Raw genomic sequence first — 21,732 nt, forward strand, 5'->3', positions numbered from 1 at the left:
CCCTTAAAACTAATCCGAGTTCCGTCGCATCGTTTTAGTATTAGCGACAAAAAGTGAAACTAATAGTACCAGAATGGCACTGGACAAAAATAATGTCGATGCTGCACTTTTATGATCGAGAATGATATAGCGCACAATGGCAGTAATTCCGATATAAATAAAGTACCGCAACGGAAAATGATAACCCATCTCAAAATATTTAATAATCAAAGCTAAAAACTCAAAATAAAGAAAGAAAACTAATATTTCTTCTGTGATCTGATAAAAATTTTCCGAAGCATCGTAAAAAATACTATAAAAAATCTCCCATACTTCTTTAAACAACGAAATAACGAGTGTGATCGCGACTAAGATTAAGGCTAAATTAAGTGCCGCTCGCAACAACCGTGGTGTTCTGTCTGACCATCTTTTAATAAAATCCATCTGCTCACAACTCCTCTCATGTGTTCTCTATTGTACCAGATTTTAGCCTACAATTCATTTCTGATGGTCCTCACTAAAAAGCTGTACCCCCATCGCTTGCAAAACACGATACGGGCACAGCTTTTTGGTTAAGATGGTGCGTCGTTGTTTTCTTCTACTTTTTGAACGAAGGTTTCGAATAAAGGGCACATTTCGTCGTCCTGTTTCACCATGATTTCCGGGTGCCACTGCACGCCGACAACAAAGAGATTACCTTCTCGCTCAAGGCCTTCGATCACGCCGTCTGACGCCCAAGCCGTTGCATGAAATTCATCGGCTATATCTCGAATTACTTGATGGTGTAGCGAGTTAACCATGGCCTTCTCACCAAAAATAGCACGAAGTTCCGATGCTGCTTTCGTCGTAATCGAGTGAATCGGGAAAACCGGATCCGTGCGTTGCAAATGCTGGCGTTCAATACCCTGTGCATAGCTGATATCTTGATACAGTGTTCCACCAAAAGCCACATTCATCAACTGCACACCACGACAAATCGCGAGTACTGGTTTATTTTGTGCCAGCGTCTCTTTCAATAATTCGATTTCATAAATATCGCGTTCTGGTAGCGTTGCGCTGAGTTCTGCGAGCGGTTCTTCTCCATATAAAAATGGCGAAATATCATCGCCTCCTGTAAGAACTAAACCGTCAATACGCGCCACGATCTCCTTGGCATAACTACCTTGCGTCACCGGTAAAATAATCGGCGCGCCCCCTGCTTTTGCGATCGCCTTCACGTAAGTATCATTTACTGTCGCGCGCGGCTCAAAAATATTTTGTGGAAACTCCATACTGCGGAGCGTTCCTGAAATTCCAATGATAACTGTCATCGCTAACCATCTCCTCCACTAGTCTGCCACACAACCTACTTAAAAATATCTGTAAGCTTCTTCGATTAAAATTTATTCTGAGCACTTCTCTATTATACTACATAACCGTTTTTCAAAATTCGAATCATCTGCCTTGCGAATATTTGTACAGTTATTTATAATGAACTATACCAATTATTAAATAATGGCTTTATTAAAAGGAGGATTTATATTTATGCAAACAGACCAATTCAAATATTTAAGTTTGTTATCTCGTAATTATCCGACCATTGCAAGTACAGCCACTGAAATTATTAATTTAGAAGCCATTCTCAACCTCCCAAAAGGGACCGAACATTTTTTGAGTGACCTGCACGGGGAATATGAAGCGTTTGAACAAGTGATTCGTAACGGTTCAGGTGTCGTCAAACGTAAAATCCATGATGTTTTCGGCGATCGTCTGACCGATGAGGAAATGAATGGCCTGGCGACATTGATTTATTATCCCGAGCAAAAGCTAGATTTGATTCTAGAGACAACGGAGCATTTAGATTTTTGGTATAAGAATACACTTTTTCAATTGATTGAGCTTTCTGTGCATGTTTCGTCTAAGTATACACGTTCGAAAGTCCGCAAGGCAATGCCGGCAGATTTTGAATATATTTTGCAAGAATTGTTGCATGAAAACCATTTGGTGATGGATAAGTCGCTTTATTATCAAGAAATTATTGCGAGTATTATTTCGCTTGATCGAGCTGGGGAATTTATCGGCGCCCTTGCACGCCTCATTCAGCGTCTTGTTGTCGATCATTTACATATCGTTGGCGATGTTTATGATCGTGGACCTTACCCTGATAAGATTATGGATTCGTTGATGGCATATCATTCACTTGATTTTCAGTGGGGCAATCACGATATGCTCTGGATGGGCGCTGCGAGTGGATCGCGTGTTTGTCTGGCGAATGTATTACGCATTTCGAGTCGTTATCTAAATTTGGATATTATTGAGGATAGTTATGGCATCTCGATTCGGCCATTGGCACTTTTTGCAGAGGAAAATTATAGGGATGATCCTTGTACTCCCTTTTTACCGCAGCAGACGGCGATAACGGAGCAGAGCACGACGGAAATCAATCAGATTGCACGGATGCATAAGGCGATTGCGGTTATTCAGTTTAAACTGGAGGGCGAGATTATTGCACGTCATCCTGAGTTTAAGATGGAGCATCGTTTACTACTTGATATGGTCGATTACGCGACTGGGACGGTGACAATAAGAGGGAAAACTTATCCGTTAACAGATTCGCATTTCCCGACGATTGACCCCGACGATCCTTATGCATTAACGGATAGCGAGCATGAGCTGATCGATAAACTCACCGCTTCTTTTAAAAACTGTGAAAAATTGCAACGCCACGTCTCCTTTCTTTACGCCAAGGGTAGCATGGTGCTGACTTATAATAACAACTTGCTGTATCATGGTTGCATTCCGCTAAACGAAGATGGCAGTTTCATGGAGATGACGCTAAAAGGTCAACGTTTTTCTGGACGCGCCCTTTTGAATCAGTTTGAGCAAATCGCACGGGAAGGTTATTTTCGGACAAGTGGCACCCCTGAGAAAAAATATGCGCTTGATATCGTCTGGTATTTATGGACGGGCGCCGCATCTTCCCTATTTGGAAAAAGTGAAATGACAACTTTTGAACGGTATTTTGTCGCGGATAAAGAAACCCATGTCGAGAAGAAGAATGCCTATTATAAACTGCGAAACGAAGAAGCCACCTGCCATCAGATCTTAACAGAATTTGATTTGGATGCGAATGGTCATATTATTAATGGGCACACACCTGTAAAAGAAGGGAGAGGCGAAAGTCCGATTAAAGCTGGTGGCAAGATGCTAGTCATCGATGGCGGCTTCTCCCCTGCTTATCAAAAAACAACAGGTCTTGCGGGATATACGCTACTGTACAACTCCTTTGGCTTGCAACTGGTCTCCCATCAGCCATTCACCTCCACAGAAGACGCCATTCAAAAAGAAACCGACATTCTCTCGACGCGCCAAGTGATTGAGACAGAAACCGAACGGAAGTTGGTTCGCGATACCGATATCGGTCAAGAATTATTGCAGCAAATCGACGAACTCAAATGTTTACTCCGTGCATACCGACAAGGCTTAATCAAAGAACGACATTAAAAAAACTGTACATGCGCCTAAAGTAAGAATCGCATTACCTTTTAACAGGGTAAAGTGATGCTGTATGACGCTTCGAAACGGAGTGCACAGCATCGCTTTTTCACCTGCCCGATTCAATATTCAAAAAACATATTGTTTTTTCTACCGAAAACGTTCATAATGGATAAATAGAGTACGAGCTTATGCATACTAGATTCAGAAAATTGAATTTAAATTTTGCATGGTTAATTGAATGGATCAGGAGTGTGAAAGATGAAAGTTATTAAATTCGGCGGAAGTTCGCTGGCTTCGGCTACGCAACTACAAAAAGTATACAAAATCGTGGTAGAGGATTCGAAGCGAAAATTCGTTGTTGTATCAGCTCCTGGTAAGCGTTTTGCAGATGATGTGAAGGTGACGGATTTATTAATTGATTGTGGCGCAAAACATCTGTTAGGGGAAACGGCGGTGGATTTGGAGCAGGAAGTACTGGCTCGCTATGCGTCGATTGCGGATGAACTTGGTCTTGGTGCGGAAGTTATGGCCCGAATCACCCGAGATTTTGAGGAGCTTTTGGCTTCTGATAAGACGAATCCCGACCGCTTCATGGACCGGATTAAGGCGAGTGGTGAGGATAATAATGCGAAATTGATCGCGGCATTTTTCCGAAGTCAAGGAACAGAAGCGCACTACGTGAATCCGAAAGATGCGGGGTTATTTGTGACAGATGAGCCTGGAAATGCGCAAGTTTTGCCGGAAAGTTATGATAATTTGTATAAATTACTGGAACGTGACGGGATTGTTGTTTTCCCTGGGTTCTTTGGTTATACGAAGGACGGCGAAATCAGTACGTTTTCGCGCAGTGGCTCGGATATTACGGGGGCGATTGTGGCGAATGGCGTGAAAGCGGAGGTCTATGAGAACTTTACGGATGTCGATGCGGTGTATGCGGTGAATCCTTCTATCGTACATAAACCCCGCGCGATTGTCGAGCTGACATATCGGGAAATGCGTGAGTTATCTTATGCTGGTTTTTCTGTGTTCCATGATGAAGCGCTTGTTCCCGCCTTTCAAGCAGGAATCCCTGTTCAAATTAAAAATACGAACCGACCACAATTGCCTGGTACACGCGTGATTCACCACCGGGAAAATACGAATGGTCCAGTTGTGGGAATCGCGAGTGATGGCGGTTTTTGCAGTATTTATATTACGAAATACTTGATGAACCGCGAAATCGGATTTGGTCGCAAAGTGTTAGAAATTTTAGAAGATGTTGGCTTGACGTATGAGCATATGCCTTCTGGGATCGATGATTTGACGATTATTTTGCGGGAGAATCAGATGGATCGACAAACAGAAACAACCGTGCTAGATCGCTTGAAAAATGAGTTGTCATCTGATGAAGTCATTATAGAGCATGGCATCGCGCTTGTCATGGTCGTTGGTGAGGCAATGAAGCACAATGTCGGAACCACCGCGCGCGCTTCAAAAGCTTTATCGGAAGCGCATGTCAACATTGAGATGATCAATCAAGGGTCTTCTGAGGTCAGCATTATGTTTGGCGTGAAGGAAGAGGAGGAGAAAAAAGCGGTACGCGCGTTGTATAACGAGTTTTTTGACGCAGAATAAAGAATGGATCGACTCGAAAATTGATGAGTCGATCCATTTTTTCGTGTAATGCTAATCCCTAGCTCCAGCCCAGCTGAATCGCATAATCATGTGACGGATGAACCAGTATAACGGTCCACATGACACGAGTAGCGGTACGTAAATCAGCATCATGTGCCAATCGAAAATCGATACGAGTGAGAATAGCTTACCACCGAATAAGAATAGGCAAACAAACGCAGCCATCATCGTTACCACGAGTACTTTCGTTTTGCGTCCGAATGGATGTCCAACACTAATCAAAGCGACGAAACATGTAGCCCCTGTTAGCATGACGTTCATGGTCGATGTTTGTGCGAAGCTTAATCCTAGCATGTTTCCAAAACCTAGAATAAGCATGATATAGGTGATAACGCAGGTCGCAGCTGGCACGGAAGTTTGCAATACTTTGTGTAGGAACTGTCCCTTGATGCGGTCGTAGTTCGGTTTTAGTGCTAAGAAGAACGACGGGATTCCAACGGTTAGCGCCGAGATTGGGCTGAGTTGAATCGGTTGGAACGGATACGCCCCTGCTAGGAAAATGAAGGCGAGCGCGAGTACCGTCGAATACATCGTTTTGATGAGGTACAGTGATGCCACACGCTCAATATTGTTGACAACACGCCGACCTTCCCGCATCACACCAATCATCGAATCAAAATTATTCGATAGCAGGACAAAATCAGAAACGCTACGTGCGGCATCACTACCTTCTGCCATCGCAATGCTACAATCGGCTTCTTTTAACGCAAGCACATCATTGACGCCATCACCAGTCATCGCAACGGTGTGGCTTTGCGATTTATACGTCCGAATCAAGTCTTTCTTTTGATGCGGGGTTACGCGGCCAAAAACGGTATAAGCTTCGATAATCGGCAACAAATCAGCATCCTCTGCAACTTCGCTCATATCAATATATTTATCACCATTCGCAATCCCCGCCCGAACCGCAACATTTGAGACCGTCACCGGATTGTCTCCCGAAATAACCTTAATCGAAACGCCCTCTTCGGCAAAAAAAGCGAACGTATCTGGCGCTTCCGCACGAATATTGTCCGCAATCAAGATGAAGGCTAAGAGCTCACATTGTTCTGGCAAAACACTTTCAACAAGCATGTCACGTGAATGAGCCACCGCTAAAACCCGGAAACCTTGATTCGCATAATCATCTAATTCCTGCCGATTTTCCGGAGATAAATCTCTGAAAATAAACTCTGGCGCACCGATCAAAAACGTGCCTTTTTCCACAAAACTACAACCGCTCCATTTACGCGCGGAGGAGAAGGGAATACGCTTCTCAATTTTCCATTCTGGATTCTCCGTGAAATGTTTCCCAAGCGCGACACTCGTCGCGTTGTTATCCGAAAGCGACCCCACAATGGCGCCGACACTGGCTGTAATCTGCGAAGAAGTCACGCGCGGATGCTTCAACACGATATCCGTGACATCCAATTTTCCATCTGTAATCGTCCCCGTTTTATCCAAACAGAGCACGTCTACACGCGCCAATGTCTCAATGCACGGCATCGATTTTACGAGAACTTTCTGCTTGGCTAGGTTAATAACCCCGACCGCAAGCGCGATACTGGTCAAAAGCACGAGGCCTTCTGGAATCATCCCAATCATCGCAGCCGCCGTTCCGAGCACCGATTCTTTCAGCGCCAATCCTTGAAAATACTTTGAGAAAAATAGCGCCAAACCAATCGGAATAATGATAAACGTCAATACTTTGATAATTTTCTTAATCGAGCGGATTAACTCGCTATCTGGCCGCTTCTCCTGCTTGACTTCCATCGAAATTTTCGATACAAAACTATGCTCTCCGACAGCAGAAACCTTCACGTACGCCTGGCCACTGACAATGTAGCTACCAGACATGACATAATCCTCTGCCCGCTTCACGACAGGCTCCGCCTCACCGGTCAACTGTGACTCATCGACCTCCAAACCATCCGTCTGAAAAATCATGCCATCCGCGCAAACTTGATCCTCGCGGTTTAGAACCATCATGTCACCAAGCACGAGCTCATGCTGCTCCAACTCGCCAAGCACGCCATCCCGCATGACTTTCACTTTGGCCTGCGTCAGAATCGTTAGCTTATCGATATTCCGCTTCGCCCTTATTTCCTGAAAAATCCCCATCGTCGTATTGCAGAGCGCCACACCAAGGAATAGCAGGTTTTGATAGCTTCCCACAAGAATAATAAAACTCGCGATCACCACATTTATCATATTGAAAAGCGTAAACGTATTATCCCGTATAATACCTAGCACACTGCGCGTTAGTGGTTTGAGTGCATGATTAACTTGGCCATGTTTTATTCGCTCGGCTACTTCAATTGAAGATAAGCCTGCTGGGGTTTGTAATTTATTTTTCATCTCAACAGATCCTTTTCTCATTAGAATAGCACTATCTTATAGACAGTAAGTAAAGTATTTTTCCCGTGTATTTCATCATGCTCGCATTGTATCAAAGAAAGATAAAAATAGGATGAGATTTTTAAATTTTTTTATGAAGGTATAGCTTTTTATACTATATCTATACACTACCCCTTTTCAGGTCATTAGATTCCAAAAAAACGATTTTTTTTCATTTCTGTCCATTTCTATGACAATAATGAATTTGCTAAAAGTTCTATTCATGGTTTAATGGTTATAGAGGCAGCTGACGAAGCGCCGTACAAATAGTAGGAGGAGATTATATGAATACAAATACATTAGCACAAAACGAAGCATTGGATACTAAGATACAAGCCGGAAAATTCCTTACGTCATTACTTGAGTCTGATATAACACGTGACAGAATGACATTAAAGAAGAATGACAAAATTGAATTGACGTCAACGAATAACACGCCTTATATCTTTGTCATTGTCTCTGGTGTTGCTGGTATTTTTTCTAGCACAAATGTAGCGATTGACTTTGCTGGTGAAGGTGATTTACTAGATTACAACGTCTACTCTAGCCAACTATTCGGAAAAGCTTTGACAGACGAAGTGACGGTTTGGAGATTTGCACAAAGTGATGTATTTAACAAAATTGCAGAGAGCTCAGAGATTCAATTACAGCATTACCACATGCTACAAACAATTCAGCGCCGTTTAGAGAAGAAGCAAATCCAAGCAACATTAGACATGAAAAATAGGATTGCAGCGTTCATTCACACACTAGCAACGCGTTATAATCCGAAAGCGGATGATCAAGGTATGATTGAATTACCGAGATATTTTTCAAGAAAAATGATTGCGAACTATGCTGGGATTAGTCTTAGTACACTGACAACGCATTTGCAACAATTGATGGAAGAAGACCGTGTCATCTTTAATAAGCGCGTACTTCTTATCAGTGAAGAGAACGAGGCCTAAAAAATAGGTCGAATAAAAAATCATGCTTAGCGATTTACTAAACATGACTTTTTATTCGACCTATTTATCTGTTACTACTACATAGGTGACGCTAATTGGACCATGGACACCCACCACAAGTTGCATCTCAATATCGCCTGAATTCGACGGACCTGAGATGAAGTTGATGGAGGAGCCGATTTCCTGACCGTTTGCAAGGCGCGCATCATAATAATCTGCGGCTTGCGTGGAGCGCGGGACAATCTTGCTTTTGGGCACGATGGCGATGTAGTGAACCGGTAGAAAATGGAGCGTCCGTCCTTGTTTAGGACTAGATTCTACGACAACCGAGCCGCTTTCAGCTAGGAGAAAGTCCGCGAAGGAAATCGCAATGTTCGCATCGGCTGCAGTGGCAATGTTCGCCACGCGGTTCTCTCGTCCTTCTTTCCAAATGGAAACCGCGCAATTATCCCAAGCATTATCCGCTAAATTCTGTAATCCGAATTCCGCGAACCGTGGATCATCCGCAATAAGCACCGACTCGTTACCATAATTGGTAGCGATTTTTTCGATGTGTGCTGCAAGATTCGCGACAGCCGTTTCTACCACATCGGTATGAATCCGCGAACAGGCTTCTTTCGCAATCGCCAACAACTCGTCCTGCGATTTCCCAGCAAGCGTCGTATCCGCAATCGTATGCACGCGCTCTGGCCGTTCAACACCTGTCCGACGCCGCTCTCGGCCTAGTTTCTCCGCAATCCCATTCAAAAATGCTTCCCGGTTATCCGTCGCTGTCATTTCGCGACACCTCCTTGCTCCCGATTCTTATACCATGTTCGGAAATTATCGCGCTCTTTCGGAGGCCGCGGCAAATCACGAACGCTCGTCCAACCTTTGATCAAGCCAAATCCGCCAGAAATATAGCCGCCGTATTGATACAAGTTTTCCGTCGTAGAAGACGGTTTGGCGCCAAGCACACCGAGCCCAACATGCCCAAATTTCAGCGCCTGCTTAAACAAGAACGGCGACGAGGTAGCTTTGGCGATAAAGCGCATTTGCTGATCCACGAAACCATGTCCCATTTTCAACTCGTCCGTCATCACCCGTCGATGCTCAATCAGCAAGCCATGAAGTGGAATTTTGACCGGGCACGTATCCGTACAAGCACCGCACAAACTCGACGCGTAAGGCAACTCGCCAAACTGTTCGTAACCGCCAAGTACCGGTGATAACACCCCGCCAATCGGACCCGGATAAATCGAGCCGTAACCATGTCCACCAATTGTCCGGTACACCGGGCACACATTCAAACACGACCCACAGCGAATACATTGCAATACCGACTGAAACTCCGTACCCAGCGCCTCTGAACGTTTATTATCCAGGATCACCACATGAAAATCATCCGGCCCATCCGATTCCTCCGTCAATTTTGGCCCCGAAAAAGTAATGTAACTCGTCAAACTCTGACCGACCGCACTGCGCGACAACAAGTTATCCATCACTTCCGCATCCGCCATGTTCGGCACAATCCGCTCCATTCCCATCAACACAATCTGCGTATCCGGAATACTCTCACACAAATCCGCGTTCCCCTCATTCGTCACCAAATTTACCATGCCACTGCTCGCAATCGCAAAATTACAGCCCGTAATGCCGACGTCCGCATCCAAGAAAAATTCCCGCAGCACCTCTCGGGCAAATCGCGCCATATGCTCTGGTTCATTGTCCCCGTCATATCCTAGCTTCTCCTTAAAAACCAGCCGAATCTGCTCCCGGTTCTTATGTATATCAGGAAAAACAATATGCGATGGCTCATCCCAATCATCCATCTGCAAAATAAACTCCGCGAGGTCCGTCTCCATCACCGAAACTCCGTCCATCTCAAGCAACAACCGATCCAAATCAATCTCCGTTGTCACCATCGATTTCGACTTCACGATTTTCTTCGCATTTTTCTGCCGAATCACGTCTTTCACATAATCCGTGGCCTCCTGCTCCGTCGACGCGAAAAACACCTTACCACCATTCTTCGTCACATTATCGCTAAACTGCTCCAAATAAAAATCCAAGTTCTCAAGCGTATGCTGCCGAATCTGTTCTCCAAGATCACGCCACTCTTCCCAATTGCCCAAGTTCTCCCGCGACGTTTCCCGTTTCACCCACTGATCATCCTGCGCTTTTGCGACCGCTTTTTGCATAAACGTATCGTCCAGACTCTCCTTCACCCGCGTATCAAAATCCTTCGTACTCGTCGATAGTCCCATTTTAGAATCCCCCTTAAACCGTTGCCCGAACAGGCTTTGTGACATTACTATTCAACACTTCCGCGATATGCATAATCTTGATTTCCTTACCCTCACGATTAAATTTCCCACCGATATTCATCAAACAGCCCATATCCGCGCTGATCAGAATCTCCGCATCCGTCGCCACAACATCCGCCATCTTCTCCTCGACCATCTGCTCCGAAATCGCCGGCATCTTCACCGAAAAAGTCCCACCGAACCCGCAACAATTTTCCACATGCGGCAACGGCACTAATTCCAATCCCTGCACCTCCGCAAGCAACGCATACGGCGCTTCCTTCTCGCCCAAAATCCGCGTCATATGGCACGAGCGATGATATGTAGCCTTCCCCTCAAGCGTCGCGCCAACATCCGTCACACCCAACACATGATATAAAAACTGCGAAAACTCATAGGTTTTAGCACTAAGTTCCCGCGCCGCTTCCGCATATTCCGGATCCGCTTTAAAAATCTCCTCGTACTCGCGCATCATTCCCACGCAAGATCCCGAGGGTCCAACGACATATTCCGAATCCTTAAAAGCTTCTAATTGATTGATCAAAGTTGCTCGCGTCTTCTCCATGTAACCGCTATTATAAGTAGGTTGCCCACAACACACTTGCGACTCTGGGAAATCCGTCGTGCACCCCAGCCTTTCCAAACATTCCACCATCGCCATCCCGACATTAGGGAACATCATGTCCACAAGACACGTCGAAAAAATACTGACCTTCATAACTATACGCCTCCATTATATTTTGCATATTCCTTCCATACATAAATTTTAGCATATTTCCCATTAGAATCCGAATCAAAACCATTGGTAAATCAAGCTTTATCCAACAAAACCAAGACAAATGGCGTTCCAAAGCTAATTGGGAACATGTTGTTTGTTAATATGAAAACCACTTTATATCGAGGTTTTAAGTGGTTTTTCAATAAAAACAACTTTCTATCGCAACAAATTCGCCACGCTAGAAAGCTGTTTTCACCTAAAAGTATACTATTCCGTTTATACATAAAAAATTTCCTGCAAATCGCGATTTTTTAATAGCATTATCCCGCAGAAAGCGCTACTATAAAGAGAAGCACGAGCTAATCCGTTAATAATGAGATATAATATTTATACAGTTGTTGCACAACTTCCGTCGCACGCTCATACTCTCGCTTTTCCAATGCATCCAGTAGCAGTCCCATCGCCTCCACTGTGCACATCGCCGAAGTAAGTATAAACTGTCTACCAAAGATATCATCAAACTCTGTCAATTGCATATTAATCTTCCGAAGACTACTGCCTAAACTCATCATATTCGCCTGTTGACAAAGTTTTAGGTAAAACCGTTCGCACGCATCTATATAATTTGTATAGCTAGCATTCTCAAGACTTACTCTCATCTCTTCCAGATGTGTATAAAGCGGCTGTTTCACAATCGGCACATTCATCTCTTTTATGCGCTGGATAATGTATTCCATATTCAAAAACATGATTTGGAAGCGACCTGAATAAAAAAATTCTTGACTATGCGTTTCTTTTACACAATACATATCATCAGGCAATTGCGTTAACAAACCTCTTTGGCTCAACAACCGCAATGCTTGTTCTGCAATATTACTCGACACACCAAACAGAGCTGCAAGATGTTGCACCTCAATCGTGTCACCAATTTTGTATTTTTTGCAAAGAATGTCCTTTTTTATAGACGCATAGATTTCATCTGCTACTCGTTCATTGTTTAGTATCATCATCAATTACCCGCTTCTTCACTTTATTATGATCCCTCCTCATTGTAAACGATAAAGCGAAACTAAAAAAGAGCAAGATGCCTCAAAGTTGACTTTCAGCAGCGGAAAAAATAAGAAGTTTCATCAATCAAGAAAGGATGATTCGCCATGAATGGGATTCTAGAAAAAGATAAAGAACGGCAATTGCTGGTCATAAAACTCCTCCTATCCGATCATAAAATTTGGGATCGCCAAGAAATCTGCAAACTTGTCAACTGTTCGAAAAAAACATTGGCTCGCGATCTAAAAAATCTGGAGCATTCGCTACCACCCAACTGGTCTCTCATCAATACTATCGAAGGAATTAGCCTTGAGAAGCCATTCGATGAAAACTTCATTCACCTATTTTCGGCCTTCTTTTCAGAAACGTATTTGTTCCGACTTTGTTATGATATCTATGATGAAAAGAAACTTTCTCTCGCCGCGTGGTGCCAGGAGAACTTCGTCAGTCAAGCGACCATTTATCGTAAGCTCACACCCGTTCATCGCTACTTAAAATCGATTCACCTACAACTAGAAAATAAACCACTTGATTTGATTGGTAAAGAATCACAAATTCGCTTCCTCTTCTACGATCTATTTTTCAATGCCTATCCGGCGCATGATATTTTCTTTATCGACATCACGTGGGAAATTATCGATCGCTTTATTGAGAATATTATGCGAAAATTAGACCTATACTTTTCACCTGCAGCAAAAATTCAATACGCGGCTTGGATTGGGCTTTCTCTAACGCGAATCAAACGCGGCTATCCTATCGATATTCGCGACACTCGCACAACAAAAACATGGCTTATCTTCAATGAAAACAATGATTTAGCACCTGTTTCCAAGACCTTGGCGATGAGTTACAAATCGATATTTCCGAAGCAGAATCTATTTTCATGCTGTCCTGTATGTTCTTTTGTTCCAAGTCCTATACCTCAGAAACATCCAAACAAAAACGAATTGAAATCTGTCAAAAAGCAACCCCTGTCACGTTCCGACTCGTCGACACTATTTTCCATGCCCTACCAAAAGAAGTCGGTTGGGATGAAACCGATTTACTTGTCAGTTTAATCGACACGTTTTCGGTATTTCACGCGGTAGAAAGTCCATTGTTTTTAGCGCAAGAACGATTTTTAATCAAGGAAGAGCACGTTTTATCCCCTGATTTAGAACGAGAAATTGATAGGATATTTCAAATGTTTTCCGAAGAACCCATGTATGCTTACTTACGCGAAAATCACGATGTTTTAATGTATCGGATCGGCATCAGCATCCAAACAGCGATCGAACGCTCCGCACGCCCCGACATTTTAACCGCAAAAATCTTCTCACAAAACGGTTTTCTCTGGGAAGATCTCGTGAAAAAAACAATTCGTTCTCGATACTCGGCGCAACAACTCATCATCGTAAAAAGTGGTCACCCACAAGCCGATTTTATTATTACCGACTTACCACTACCACATAGCGATATCCCGCAAATCGTCTGGAATACTAATCCAACATTGCGCGATTGGCAAATGCTTGACGCTTATATCGAATCACGAACACATCAAGAAGAAGAATTACTTTAAAATTTAAAAAAGGAGATGATACACACATGCTACAAGTCAATAACGTATCCAAACAATTCGGCGACAAAATAGCCGTCGATGATCTACATTTCCAAATTAATGAAGGGGAAATTCTCGCTTAATTGGCCAAAATGGTGCAGGTAAAACGACGACATTCCGCCTTATTCTCAATTTCCTGCGTCCCAATAGCGGGGAAATTCTGTGGGACAACCAAACGATCACAAAAATCAATACCGATATCATCGGCTACTTGCCAGAAGAACGCGGTCTCTATCCAAATGTCACGATTGAAGACCAAATTCTCTTTTTTGCTGAGCTAAAAGGTTGTTCTCGAGCTAAAATAAAGCCAGAAATCGATCTTTGGATGGATCGCGCTGAAATCGTCGGTAAGAAAACAGATCTTGTGAAAACCTTATCCAAAGGGAACCAACAAAAAATTCAACTGATTAGCACGATTATTCACCAACCCAAATTAGTCATTCTAGACGAACCATTCAGTGGCCTTGATCCCGTCAATGCCGAAATTCTGAAAAAATTCGTTTTTGATCTCAAAGCAGACGGCGCAACCATTATTTTCTCCAGTCATCGGATGGAAAATGTCGATGAGCTCTGCGATTCCCTCGTGATGCTAAAACGCGGAAAAACAGTACTTCGTGGCAAATCTGAGGATGTCAAAAACAGCTTTGGCCGCAAACGAATCATGCTGGATGCGCCACACCCAAGTGAAGCACTCGCCGCTCTACCTGGTGTTATCCAAATCGAAAACCACAAAGGTATCCGCATCGTGCATCTCGCCGAAGAATCCGATGCCAACAGCGTATTTGATTTTGTCACAAAAGACGGCTTTATACCGATGTTTAGCTTAGAGCCACCAACCCTCGAAGAAATTTTCAAATGGAAAGCAGGTGAGTTGAATGAGTAAATTCTGGGTCATTACGTCACAAGTCTACAAACGCCGCGTCAAAACGAAATCATTTCTAGTATCTCTTTTACTCCCGTTAATTATTGGCGCACTCATCTTCGCCTTACCTAAAATCATTGACTACTTCGGAGGTGGCGACGATCCAACAAAAATTGCGGTTATCGCTGAAAACCCTGCATTCGCTAAAGTCATCGCCGCCGACAAGGCCAACTTTAAAGTAGACAAGAAAATCGAAACCGAAAAACAAGCAAAAAACGCGCTCAAAGATGGTGACATCGAAGGTTTCGTAACGATCACACCTCTTGGAAAAGAAGTCAATGCTGTCTATACATCACAAGAGACCGCCGGAAACGCCTTGATGACAGCACTTCAAAAAGACATCACAACTGTAACCTTGCAACAAAAAATAAAAGAATACAACATCACAGAAAAACAACTCGCGAGCCTGACCACTCCCGTTCCAGTTAAAAACGAGCTTCTATCCAACGACCAACTCACCAACAGTCAAAAAGAAGCCATGAGTGCCGCTATTCTCATGCTGACACTCGTTATTTTCATCTTCGTGATGAGCTATGCTAGCATTGTAGCTGCCGAAATTGCCAACGAAAAAGGCACACGAATCATGGAAATTATTTTATCTAGCGTCTCCTCAACGACACATTTAATGGCAAAACTAACCGCCATTTTGCTGATGCTACTGACTCAAATCGCTTTTTACGGGCTCTGTATTGCTGTCGTCATGATCGGTGGCAAAAATACGGAGGTCATCCAAAGTGTACTTGATCAGTTAGCCCAGTTCCCGACATATTACTTGATTTTAAATATCTTGTTCGTCGTACTTGGCTTGCTTCTCTACATTCTGCTATCCGCGATAATTGGCTCGATGGCGCCTAATGTCGAGACCGTTTCTCAGTTTATGTATCCGATGACGATGCTTGCAATTATTGGATATTGGGGCTCGATTGCCGCTGCCAACGCGCCTAGTAATATGCTCGTCATTATTGGTTCTTATATTCCGACTTTCTCGCCAATGATGATGCTTGCCCGAATGGACCTGCTCGCCGTGGACGCGACGGGTATTTTCATCTCACTCGGTATTCTAGTTCTGACAAACGCTCTAGCCTTTTGGTTAGCGATTCGACTATACCGCGGCAACGTACTCCTTTACACAAATGACGGCTTGTTCAAAACATGGAAAACATCCTTAAAATATGCTAAACGTGACTAGAAAAGAGGTTTTACGAATGATAATCAGAAAATCAACGCAACAAGACGCTACGGATATGATGGAGTTAGAACATCTCGTCTGGACTTCCGGAACCACCCCCGGCGAGATCCATTTTGCAAATGAAGCGGAATATCTGCTAAAAAATCCGGCCGGCTCGAAAGTAGTTGCTGAAATCGACGGAAAAATTGCTGGTATTTTAGGCTACCATTCGCCGATTCCGCTCAAAACAAACCAACATGTCTTAGATCTCGACATCGCTGTACATCCCGATTTCCAAAAACACGGCGTCGGTTCCACATTGATGGAAGAATTATTCCGAATCGCCAAAGCCGAGAACAAGGAAAAGATATCGCTACGTGTCCTCTCGACAAACGAAAAAGCAATCCAATTTTATACGAAACATGGTTTTAAAAAAAGAAGGCCAGCTACACAATGAATTTATTATTAATGGCGAGTACGTAGATGACATTTTTATGGCGATTTTCCTATAAAAAGACTACTTTCGATACTATTAATTGCATTAAAATTCCATGCATCCTTATTTTGGCACATCACCAATGTATCATTTTTCACTTTTTATGTTTTAACTTTGCCAAAAGCGGCTAATGTATAGTATCAAAGCGATAAGAGGGTGATTGGGTGACAGAATTGCAAAGACTGAAGAACAAGCTTACCGGTGAAAAAGACGAATTAGCCAAGGAAGCCAAAGATCAGTTTGATAAGTTAACCAATGTCGCGTCGGAGCCGTCAGTATTTAGGGAATGTTTTTAAAGTAGTAATACGATTATACCGAATCTAGTTTGCACAAGTTATTTGTATCTCGACTCCCAATTCTCGTTAACGAAAGCGATATTTTTTAAATATCGTGCGAGTAATCTATATGTTTTGTCTCACTGAGTACGCGTATAGGTGTATGGATGAGATACATTAACTTTGCTATAGTCGGATATCGTCTGGTGAAGGAAAGTTCAGTAGCTGGTCAGTCTTGCGAGAGCTTGAGGAAGACCACGGTAAATGTAAAGGTCGCGTCAAGAGGATTACCCACTCGTATGGCAAGGAATATGGAATCTCGTTACGTCGCTCCAACTATATCAATATTTGTTTTACCTCACTTTTGATATAGCTCGCGAAAAAGTTTCGTATTCAAAGGAAGGGTTTTAAAAATATATTCTTGGTAGTGATATTTATTAGTCCAAAGTTGTCTAGTAGATGTCGGGTTTTACCCGTCTTTGATCTACCTATTATTTTTAAATATCCGATCATATTTCGATTTTTGTTTAACCAGTTACTCAGACAAATTCCGACACATCTCGAGGAAAGAGGATGAGTAGAAATGGATACGTTCTTGTAACCATTCCTACTTCATCCTCTTTTTTTGTTATTCTAATTCTACTCGTAAATCTCCGGCTCGCAACCATGATGAACGCAATAAAAATGGTCTGGCAATGAGCGCTATCACCGCTGGAATCACGACCGCTACAATTAAGAAGGCCCCAAATGACAACCACCCATAATTCGCAATCAAAAATAATGGAGCAACAAAGGCGCATAATCCAAGCCCCGCTACCTCGGCCGACGCTTGTAAATGAAAAACAAGAACACCAATCGGGCTTGCTATCACTGCCGAAATAAGCGGAACGATCATCACCGCTGGCCGTTTAATAATGTTCGGCGTTTGCAGTTTTGGCGTACAAATCAGTTGCGCAAAAAATGCTCCCCAATTGTTATCACGGAACCCTAGCACCGCAAATGAAACAAACTGCACCGAACATCCAATCAACGCAGCCGCACTCGCCGTTGGATCTAGTTGCAAAGCAATCGCTAGCGCCGCCGATGATGCTGGACTCAATATCAAAATTGCAAACACGAGCGCTATCACCATCGAAGAAAATAGCGGTGATCCAGCCACCAGTGATGTAATTTCACCGCTCACCGAGGTCAAAACAGGCGCCATAATTTTTGAAAAAAGAAGTCCGCTAATTCCCCCCGAAAGTAACGCCGCGGCCGGAATCAAAATCATGTCGAAATTCGTTTTGCCAGTAACGCGTTTGCCAACCCATACTGCCACAATCACCGCTAAAATTGCCCCAATCGGCTCTCCACCGATAATCGAAAATCCGCCATTTTCAAGTGCTAATATGGCACCGCCACCAATGACCGAAGCAGCCGCGGCACTAATGACGACAAGTGTATTCGCACCTAGACAGATTGCAATCCCGACACCAAGTCCCGGAATAAGTAATAATTTCCCGACCGCACCGATTTCAGTTAACCACGCGAATCCTATCATCTGCCCAATCGTTTGTAATAACAACCCCATACCAAGTGTTACGAGTACCGCGTTTGCAATCCCCATCGACGCTTTATAAGAGCGGTCCACAATATAATCCTTCATGCCTTATCCCCTTTTCTCGTTTAATCTTCTTCATTCTAGCGAGGATAAGCATGAAAGGCAAATGATGTTTTACTTACTAAACAATATAACTAATAATCATTCAAAAACCCTATTATCGCACAAAATAACAGCTATATGTTTAATATCTTGTTTAGTCGATTAAATATTTTATTTCACTCCAAAAGTCACTTAATTTTTTCTACCTAGTTCTGTATAATAGAGATGTATCCAAAAATAGAAAGGAGTTTTTTAATGAAATTTGCTGGTTTGATTTTACTTATTTTAGGCATCATTGGTATTGGCGTATCATTTAGCATTGTTGGGATTATAGGTTTTATCGTCTGTTTAGTCTCTATTGTCCTATTTATCCTTGGTATCTTATTCATGCTTCGTTCTAAAAGAAAACGTAGTCGTCCCTATTCATATAGATAAAACGAAACCCAGCGATCTGACAATTGCAGAAGATCGCTGGGTTTCTTTATGCTATAAAATTTCTACATACCCATCCGTGCCATTTATACGGATTTGTTGTCCATCTTGTATGCGTGTCGTAGCGTCCTCCACTCCAACGACTGCAGGCAAACCATATTCGCGAGCAATCACTGCGCCATGCGTCATCAATCCGCCGACCTCGGTAACTAAGCCTTTGATCGAAACAAACAACGGCGTCCAGCTAGGATCTGTAAAAGCGGTGATCAATATATCACCTGCCTCAAGATCAGCCTCTTCCATGTTTAAAATGACGCGTGCTCGCCCTTCGACCACACCCGAGGAAACAGGCAAGCCGATAATCGCTTCTGTTGGAAGGTCTTCGCGTTTGTACGCCCCATTCATGATTTCTCCGTCTGATGTAATCACACGTGGCGGTGTTAATTTTTCATATAGTTTATACGCTTCTCGTCGTTCGTCTGTGATTGCCAGATCTAATGCTTGCGTGCGCACCACTTCGCGAAGCTCTTCAAACGAGAGGTAATACATATCCTCTTTTTCATGCATAATCCCTGCTTGTACCAGCTTCTCTGCTTCTTTCAGCAACGCCTGTTTATAGATAAAATAACGATAAATCATACCATATTTCGGATATTCTCGGTAGCCAATAAAATTCCGGATGAGGCTGATTACTTCTCTCGTTGCTTTTGCCTTCGCATCGCCATCTGGTAAGGCCTCTAAACGTGCCATTAACGCTTGCTCTTTTGCCACAGCTGTTTGTAGCCCTTGCTCAAATTTCTGCTTGCTCGCATTCGGTTCGAAATTTTTAATGTTGCTAAGGATCATCGGGATCAACGTCGTGGGCTTTTCCATCCAGCGTGTTCGCGTTATATCGATTTCTCCGGCACAGCGCATGCCGTATTTTTGAAGATAATCCTGTATCGCATCCAATGCTTCCGGTCCACCAACAAGTGTAGGCAAGTCCTCTAAAAAATGCTCCGCTTGGGCTTGTTGCAAATAATCGATCACTTCGGGGTACGGACGAATCACATCGGCAACGTCCATGAGGGCAAGACCCATTTCTGACGTATTATTGTTTGGCGCCGACTGGGAGATGGCATCGGCAACATTTTTCTCACCTAGCCACGCGTTCATTGTTTCATTAAGCCATAAAGTAGCATCCATAGCTGTATGAATCGCCGCAGAGCTTTGCGGATCAAATAAAATCCGCTTTAATTCCTGCATATCTTCCACAATAAAATCCAATAATTCGAGCCCCGATTTGTCCGAAATATTCTGCTTTAAAACTTCTATCGACGCTTGGCTACGCTGCATCAAATCCGCAACAATCGTCGGATCATTTTCAATTTTTGCTTCAAAATGGGTAGTTGTCACATTCGCCTCACTCGTTATTGGCACATCGCCAGGGAGTAAAGTTATGACGTCCCCGCGCTCGATTACCGTCGTAAGCGCATCTTTTATAAGCGGCTCAGCATCACCTATCATTTTCAAGAAACCTGCTCGGCTAGCTGGTGCCGCAAGTATCGGTGTCACATCAACAAACAATCGACCACCCGCTTTGCGCATAGGAGCGGGCGTCGTCATTAAATAAAACGATAAGCCCAGCGGTTTAATCGGATCCGTCATCATTTGTTGGTGTCCCATCGATATATACACGCGATTTTCTCCATCATCGGCTTCTTCTGGGATCGGATAAAGCGTCGTAATCGGTCGGCTTTGCACAATATAAAAGGTCCCATCTGCAATAGCCCACTCGATATCTTGTGGACAGCCAAAATAAGCTTCAATTCGCCTTCCCATGCGTGCTAATTCTAATACTTGAGCTTCTGTCAGTGTTTCAGTATTTTGCTTATCAGACGCGATCTGCTCCGTTTTTGTTTCCACCTTCTTTTCGGCCATAAATAGCTAGTTTCTTGGTGGCGATTCTTTTATCAACGATTGTATCTCCCTGTACTTTATAGCAATCGGCCGATACAATCCCCGAAACAAGTGCCTCTCCCAAGCCAAAACTTGCGTCAATGGATAGTATTTTACGATTAGCGGTCATCGGATCTGCCGTAAATAAAATGCCGGATGCTTGCGGAAAAATCATTTGCTGAATCACGACAGATAATTGGACTTGGCTATGATCGAACTTGTTTTGGATGCGATAAATTACGGCGCGATCAGTGAATAATGATGCCCAACATTTGCGAATATGTGCGAAAATGGCATCACTACCTCTAATGTTCAAATAGGTGTCATGCTGTCCCGCAAACGAGGCCGAAGGAAGATCTTCTGCGGTAGCGCTAGAACGAATCGCATAGGCAAGTTCAGGGCTCGAGTTAAGGAGGTGTCGCTTGATCTCTGCCGCAATATCCGCCTTAATAGGAGCAGCTTCAATTACTTCACGAATCTGCTTACTAAGCGCATTAATTTTTTCTTTATCTCCTGCTTTTTGATGGTTTAGTTGGTCCACCAGTCGATGGAATGCTTCGTTTTCACCAGTAACATGTTGGTAGGCTTCCGTCGTCACGCAGAAACCTGCTGGTACCCGTATGCCTTCTATTCGTGAGCATTCTCCTAAGTTCATCCCTTTGCCGCCGACCAGCTCTTGTTTCGTCGTATCAATCTCTGAAAACGCTAGTGCATATGGTTTCATTGCTTTCCCTCCCATTTATCGCTCCACACTAAGAC

Annotated in this window: 16 protein-coding genes and 3 pseudogenes; 10 read left to right on the forward strand and 9 right to left on the reverse strand. The window is 43.5% G+C overall.

Annotated features, from left to right (window positions below; all coding sequences use genetic code 11):
- Nucleotides 1-9: 9 nt before the first annotated feature.
- Together psiE and PGRAN_RS03985 are read right to left on the reverse strand one after the other, a co-directional pair.
- Nucleotides 10-423, reverse strand: a complete 414-nt coding sequence (gene psiE / locus PGRAN_RS03980) for a phosphate-starvation-inducible protein PsiE (RefSeq protein ID WP_036065362.1) — start codon at nucleotides 421-423, stop codon at nucleotides 10-12.
- A gap of 128 nt (nucleotides 424-551) precedes the next feature.
- Complete coding sequence (locus PGRAN_RS03985; RefSeq protein ID WP_036065364.1) at nucleotides 552-1,289, reverse strand: gamma-glutamyl-gamma-aminobutyrate hydrolase family protein; 738 nt, start codon at nucleotides 1,287-1,289, stop codon at nucleotides 552-554.
- 214 nt (nucleotides 1,290-1,503) lie between these two features.
- Here PGRAN_RS03985 and PGRAN_RS03990 point away from each other — a divergent pair, with 214 nt between their 5' ends.
- Complete coding sequence (locus PGRAN_RS03990; protein ID WP_036065366.1) at nucleotides 1,504-3,462, forward strand: fructose-bisphosphatase class III; 1,959 nt, start codon at nucleotides 1,504-1,506, stop codon at nucleotides 3,460-3,462.
- A gap of 252 nt (nucleotides 3,463-3,714) precedes the next feature.
- Nucleotides 3,715-5,070 carry an aspartate kinase gene (locus PGRAN_RS03995; RefSeq protein WP_036065368.1) on the forward strand — a complete coding sequence of 452 codons (1,356 nt, stop codon included), beginning with the start codon at nucleotides 3,715-3,717 and terminating at the stop codon, nucleotides 5,068-5,070.
- 51 nt (nucleotides 5,071-5,121) lie between these two features.
- On the opposite strand, the gene PGRAN_RS04000 is transcribed toward PGRAN_RS03995, so the two are convergent.
- Nucleotides 5,122-7,467, reverse strand: a complete 2,346-nt coding sequence (locus PGRAN_RS04000) for a cation-translocating P-type ATPase (RefSeq protein WP_036065369.1) — start codon at nucleotides 7,465-7,467, stop codon at nucleotides 5,122-5,124.
- Between the two features lie 323 nt (nucleotides 7,468-7,790).
- On the opposite strand from PGRAN_RS04000, the gene PGRAN_RS04005 reads away from it, so the two are divergent.
- Nucleotides 7,791-8,453: a Crp/Fnr family transcriptional regulator gene (locus PGRAN_RS04005; RefSeq protein WP_036065371.1), complete on the forward strand. Its 663-nt coding sequence runs from the start codon at nucleotides 7,791-7,793 to the stop codon at nucleotides 8,451-8,453.
- A 60-nt stretch (nucleotides 8,454-8,513) separates the two neighbouring features.
- On the opposite strand, the gene PGRAN_RS04010 is transcribed toward PGRAN_RS04005, so the two are convergent.
- From PGRAN_RS04010 to PGRAN_RS04025, 4 genes are all read right to left on the reverse strand, one after another.
- Nucleotides 8,514-9,230, reverse strand: a complete 717-nt coding sequence (locus PGRAN_RS04010) for a LutC/YkgG family protein (RefSeq protein WP_036065374.1) — start codon at nucleotides 9,228-9,230, stop codon at nucleotides 8,514-8,516.
- Complete coding sequence (locus PGRAN_RS04015; protein WP_036065375.1) at nucleotides 9,227-10,699, reverse strand: LutB/LldF family L-lactate oxidation iron-sulfur protein; 1,473 nt, start codon at nucleotides 10,697-10,699, stop codon at nucleotides 9,227-9,229. The genes PGRAN_RS04010 and PGRAN_RS04015 overlap by 4 nt, the downstream gene beginning before the upstream one ends.
- A 13-nt stretch (nucleotides 10,700-10,712) precedes the next feature.
- The gene (locus tag PGRAN_RS04020; protein ID WP_036065376.1) at nucleotides 10,713-11,456 is read right to left on the reverse strand and encodes a (Fe-S)-binding protein; all 744 of its coding nucleotides are present in this window, start codon (nucleotides 11,454-11,456) and stop codon (nucleotides 10,713-10,715) included.
- A gap of 359 nt (nucleotides 11,457-11,815) precedes the next feature.
- On the reverse strand, nucleotides 11,816-12,466 hold the full coding sequence (locus tag PGRAN_RS04025; RefSeq protein WP_036065377.1) for a GntR family transcriptional regulator: 651 nt from the start codon (nucleotides 12,464-12,466) through the stop codon (nucleotides 11,816-11,818).
- Nucleotides 12,467-12,610: 144 nt separating this feature from the next.
- Between PGRAN_RS04025 and PGRAN_RS04030 the strand changes: the two genes are divergently transcribed.
- The 6 genes and pseudogenes from PGRAN_RS04030 (at nucleotide 12,611) to PGRAN_RS17485 (ending at nucleotide 16,982) form a co-directional block, all read left to right on the forward strand.
- A complete protein-coding gene (locus tag PGRAN_RS04030; RefSeq protein WP_036065378.1) occupies nucleotides 12,611-13,561 on the forward strand; it encodes an AcpB/EbpR/MafR family transcriptional regulator in 951 nt (316 codons plus the stop codon).
- 125 nt (nucleotides 13,562-13,686) lie between these two features.
- Nucleotides 13,687-14,061, forward strand: a complete 375-nt coding sequence (locus PGRAN_RS04035; protein WP_206537352.1) for a hypothetical protein — start codon at nucleotides 13,687-13,689, stop codon at nucleotides 14,059-14,061.
- 26 nt (nucleotides 14,062-14,087) lie between these two features.
- Nucleotides 14,088-14,983 (forward strand): annotated as a pseudogene (locus tag PGRAN_RS04040) (ABC transporter ATP-binding protein).
- On the forward strand, nucleotides 14,976-16,211 hold the full coding sequence (locus tag PGRAN_RS04045; protein WP_036065382.1) for an ABC transporter permease: 1,236 nt from the start codon (nucleotides 14,976-14,978) through the stop codon (nucleotides 16,209-16,211). The pseudogene PGRAN_RS04040 and the gene PGRAN_RS04045 overlap by 8 nt, the downstream one beginning before the upstream one ends.
- Nucleotides 16,212-16,227: 16 nt before the next feature.
- Nucleotides 16,228-16,702: pseudogene (locus PGRAN_RS04050) on the forward strand (N-acetyltransferase family protein).
- Between the two features lie 148 nt (nucleotides 16,703-16,850).
- Nucleotides 16,851-16,982, forward strand: a complete 132-nt coding sequence (locus PGRAN_RS17485) for a hypothetical protein (RefSeq protein WP_260451640.1) — start codon at nucleotides 16,851-16,853, stop codon at nucleotides 16,980-16,982.
- 607 nt (nucleotides 16,983-17,589) lie between these two features.
- Here the strand turns inward: PGRAN_RS17485 and PGRAN_RS04055 are convergent.
- A complete protein-coding gene (locus PGRAN_RS04055; RefSeq protein WP_036065384.1) occupies nucleotides 17,590-18,606 on the reverse strand; it encodes a PTS sugar transporter subunit IIC in 1,017 nt (338 codons plus the stop codon).
- 252 nt (nucleotides 18,607-18,858) lie between these two features.
- Between PGRAN_RS04055 and PGRAN_RS04060 the strand changes: the two genes are divergently transcribed.
- The gene (locus PGRAN_RS04060) at nucleotides 18,859-19,038 is read left to right on the forward strand and encodes a hypothetical protein (RefSeq protein ID WP_036065386.1); all 180 of its coding nucleotides are present in this window, start codon (nucleotides 18,859-18,861) and stop codon (nucleotides 19,036-19,038) included.
- Between the two features lie 51 nt (nucleotides 19,039-19,089).
- On the opposite strand, the pseudogene ppsA reads toward PGRAN_RS04060, so the two are convergent.
- Nucleotides 19,090-21,697, reverse strand: a pseudogene (gene ppsA / locus PGRAN_RS04065) (phosphoenolpyruvate synthase).
- Nucleotides 21,698-21,732: the final 35 nt, after the last annotated feature.

Origin of the sequence: Listeria grandensis FSL F6-0971 (assembly GCF_000525835.1) — a bacterium.
GTDB lineage: Bacteria > Bacillota > Bacilli > Lactobacillales > Listeriaceae > Listeria_A > Listeria_A grandensis.

Coding starts and splice junctions, on each gene's coding strand:
- psiE (WP_036065362.1), bottom strand. CDS start 423: ATGGATTTTATTAAAAGATGGTCAGACAGAACACCACGGTTGTTGCGA.
- PGRAN_RS03985 (WP_036065364.1), bottom strand. CDS start 1,289: ATGACAGTTATCATTGGAATTTCAGGAACGCTCCGCAGTATGGAGTTT.
- PGRAN_RS03990 (WP_036065366.1), top strand. CDS start 1,504: ATGCAAACAGACCAATTCAAATATTTAAGTTTGTTATCTCGTAATTAT.
- PGRAN_RS03995 (WP_036065368.1), top strand. CDS start 3,715: ATGAAAGTTATTAAATTCGGCGGAAGTTCGCTGGCTTCGGCTACGCAA.
- PGRAN_RS04000 (WP_036065369.1), bottom strand. CDS start 7,467: ATGAAAAATAAATTACAAACCCCAGCAGGCTTATCTTCAATTGAAGTA.
- PGRAN_RS04005 (WP_036065371.1), top strand. CDS start 7,791: ATGAATACAAATACATTAGCACAAAACGAAGCATTGGATACTAAGATA.
- PGRAN_RS04010 (WP_036065374.1), bottom strand. CDS start 9,230: ATGACAGCGACGGATAACCGGGAAGCATTTTTGAATGGGATTGCGGAG.
- PGRAN_RS04015 (WP_036065375.1), bottom strand. CDS start 10,699: ATGGGACTATCGACGAGTACGAAGGATTTTGATACGCGGGTGAAGGAG.
- PGRAN_RS04020 (WP_036065376.1), bottom strand. CDS start 11,456: ATGAAGGTCAGTATTTTTTCGACGTGTCTTGTGGACATGATGTTCCCT.
- PGRAN_RS04025 (WP_036065377.1), bottom strand. CDS start 12,466: ATGATGATACTAAACAATGAACGAGTAGCAGATGAAATCTATGCGTCT.
- PGRAN_RS04030 (WP_036065378.1), top strand. CDS start 12,611: ATGAATGGGATTCTAGAAAAAGATAAAGAACGGCAATTGCTGGTCATA.
- PGRAN_RS04035 (WP_206537352.1), top strand. CDS start 13,687: ATGTTTTCCGAAGAACCCATGTATGCTTACTTACGCGAAAATCACGAT.
- PGRAN_RS04045 (WP_036065382.1), top strand. CDS start 14,976: ATGAGTAAATTCTGGGTCATTACGTCACAAGTCTACAAACGCCGCGTC.
- PGRAN_RS04055 (WP_036065384.1), bottom strand. CDS start 18,606: ATGAAGGATTATATTGTGGACCGCTCTTATAAAGCGTCGATGGGGATT.
- PGRAN_RS04060 (WP_036065386.1), top strand. CDS start 18,859: ATGAAATTTGCTGGTTTGATTTTACTTATTTTAGGCATCATTGGTATT.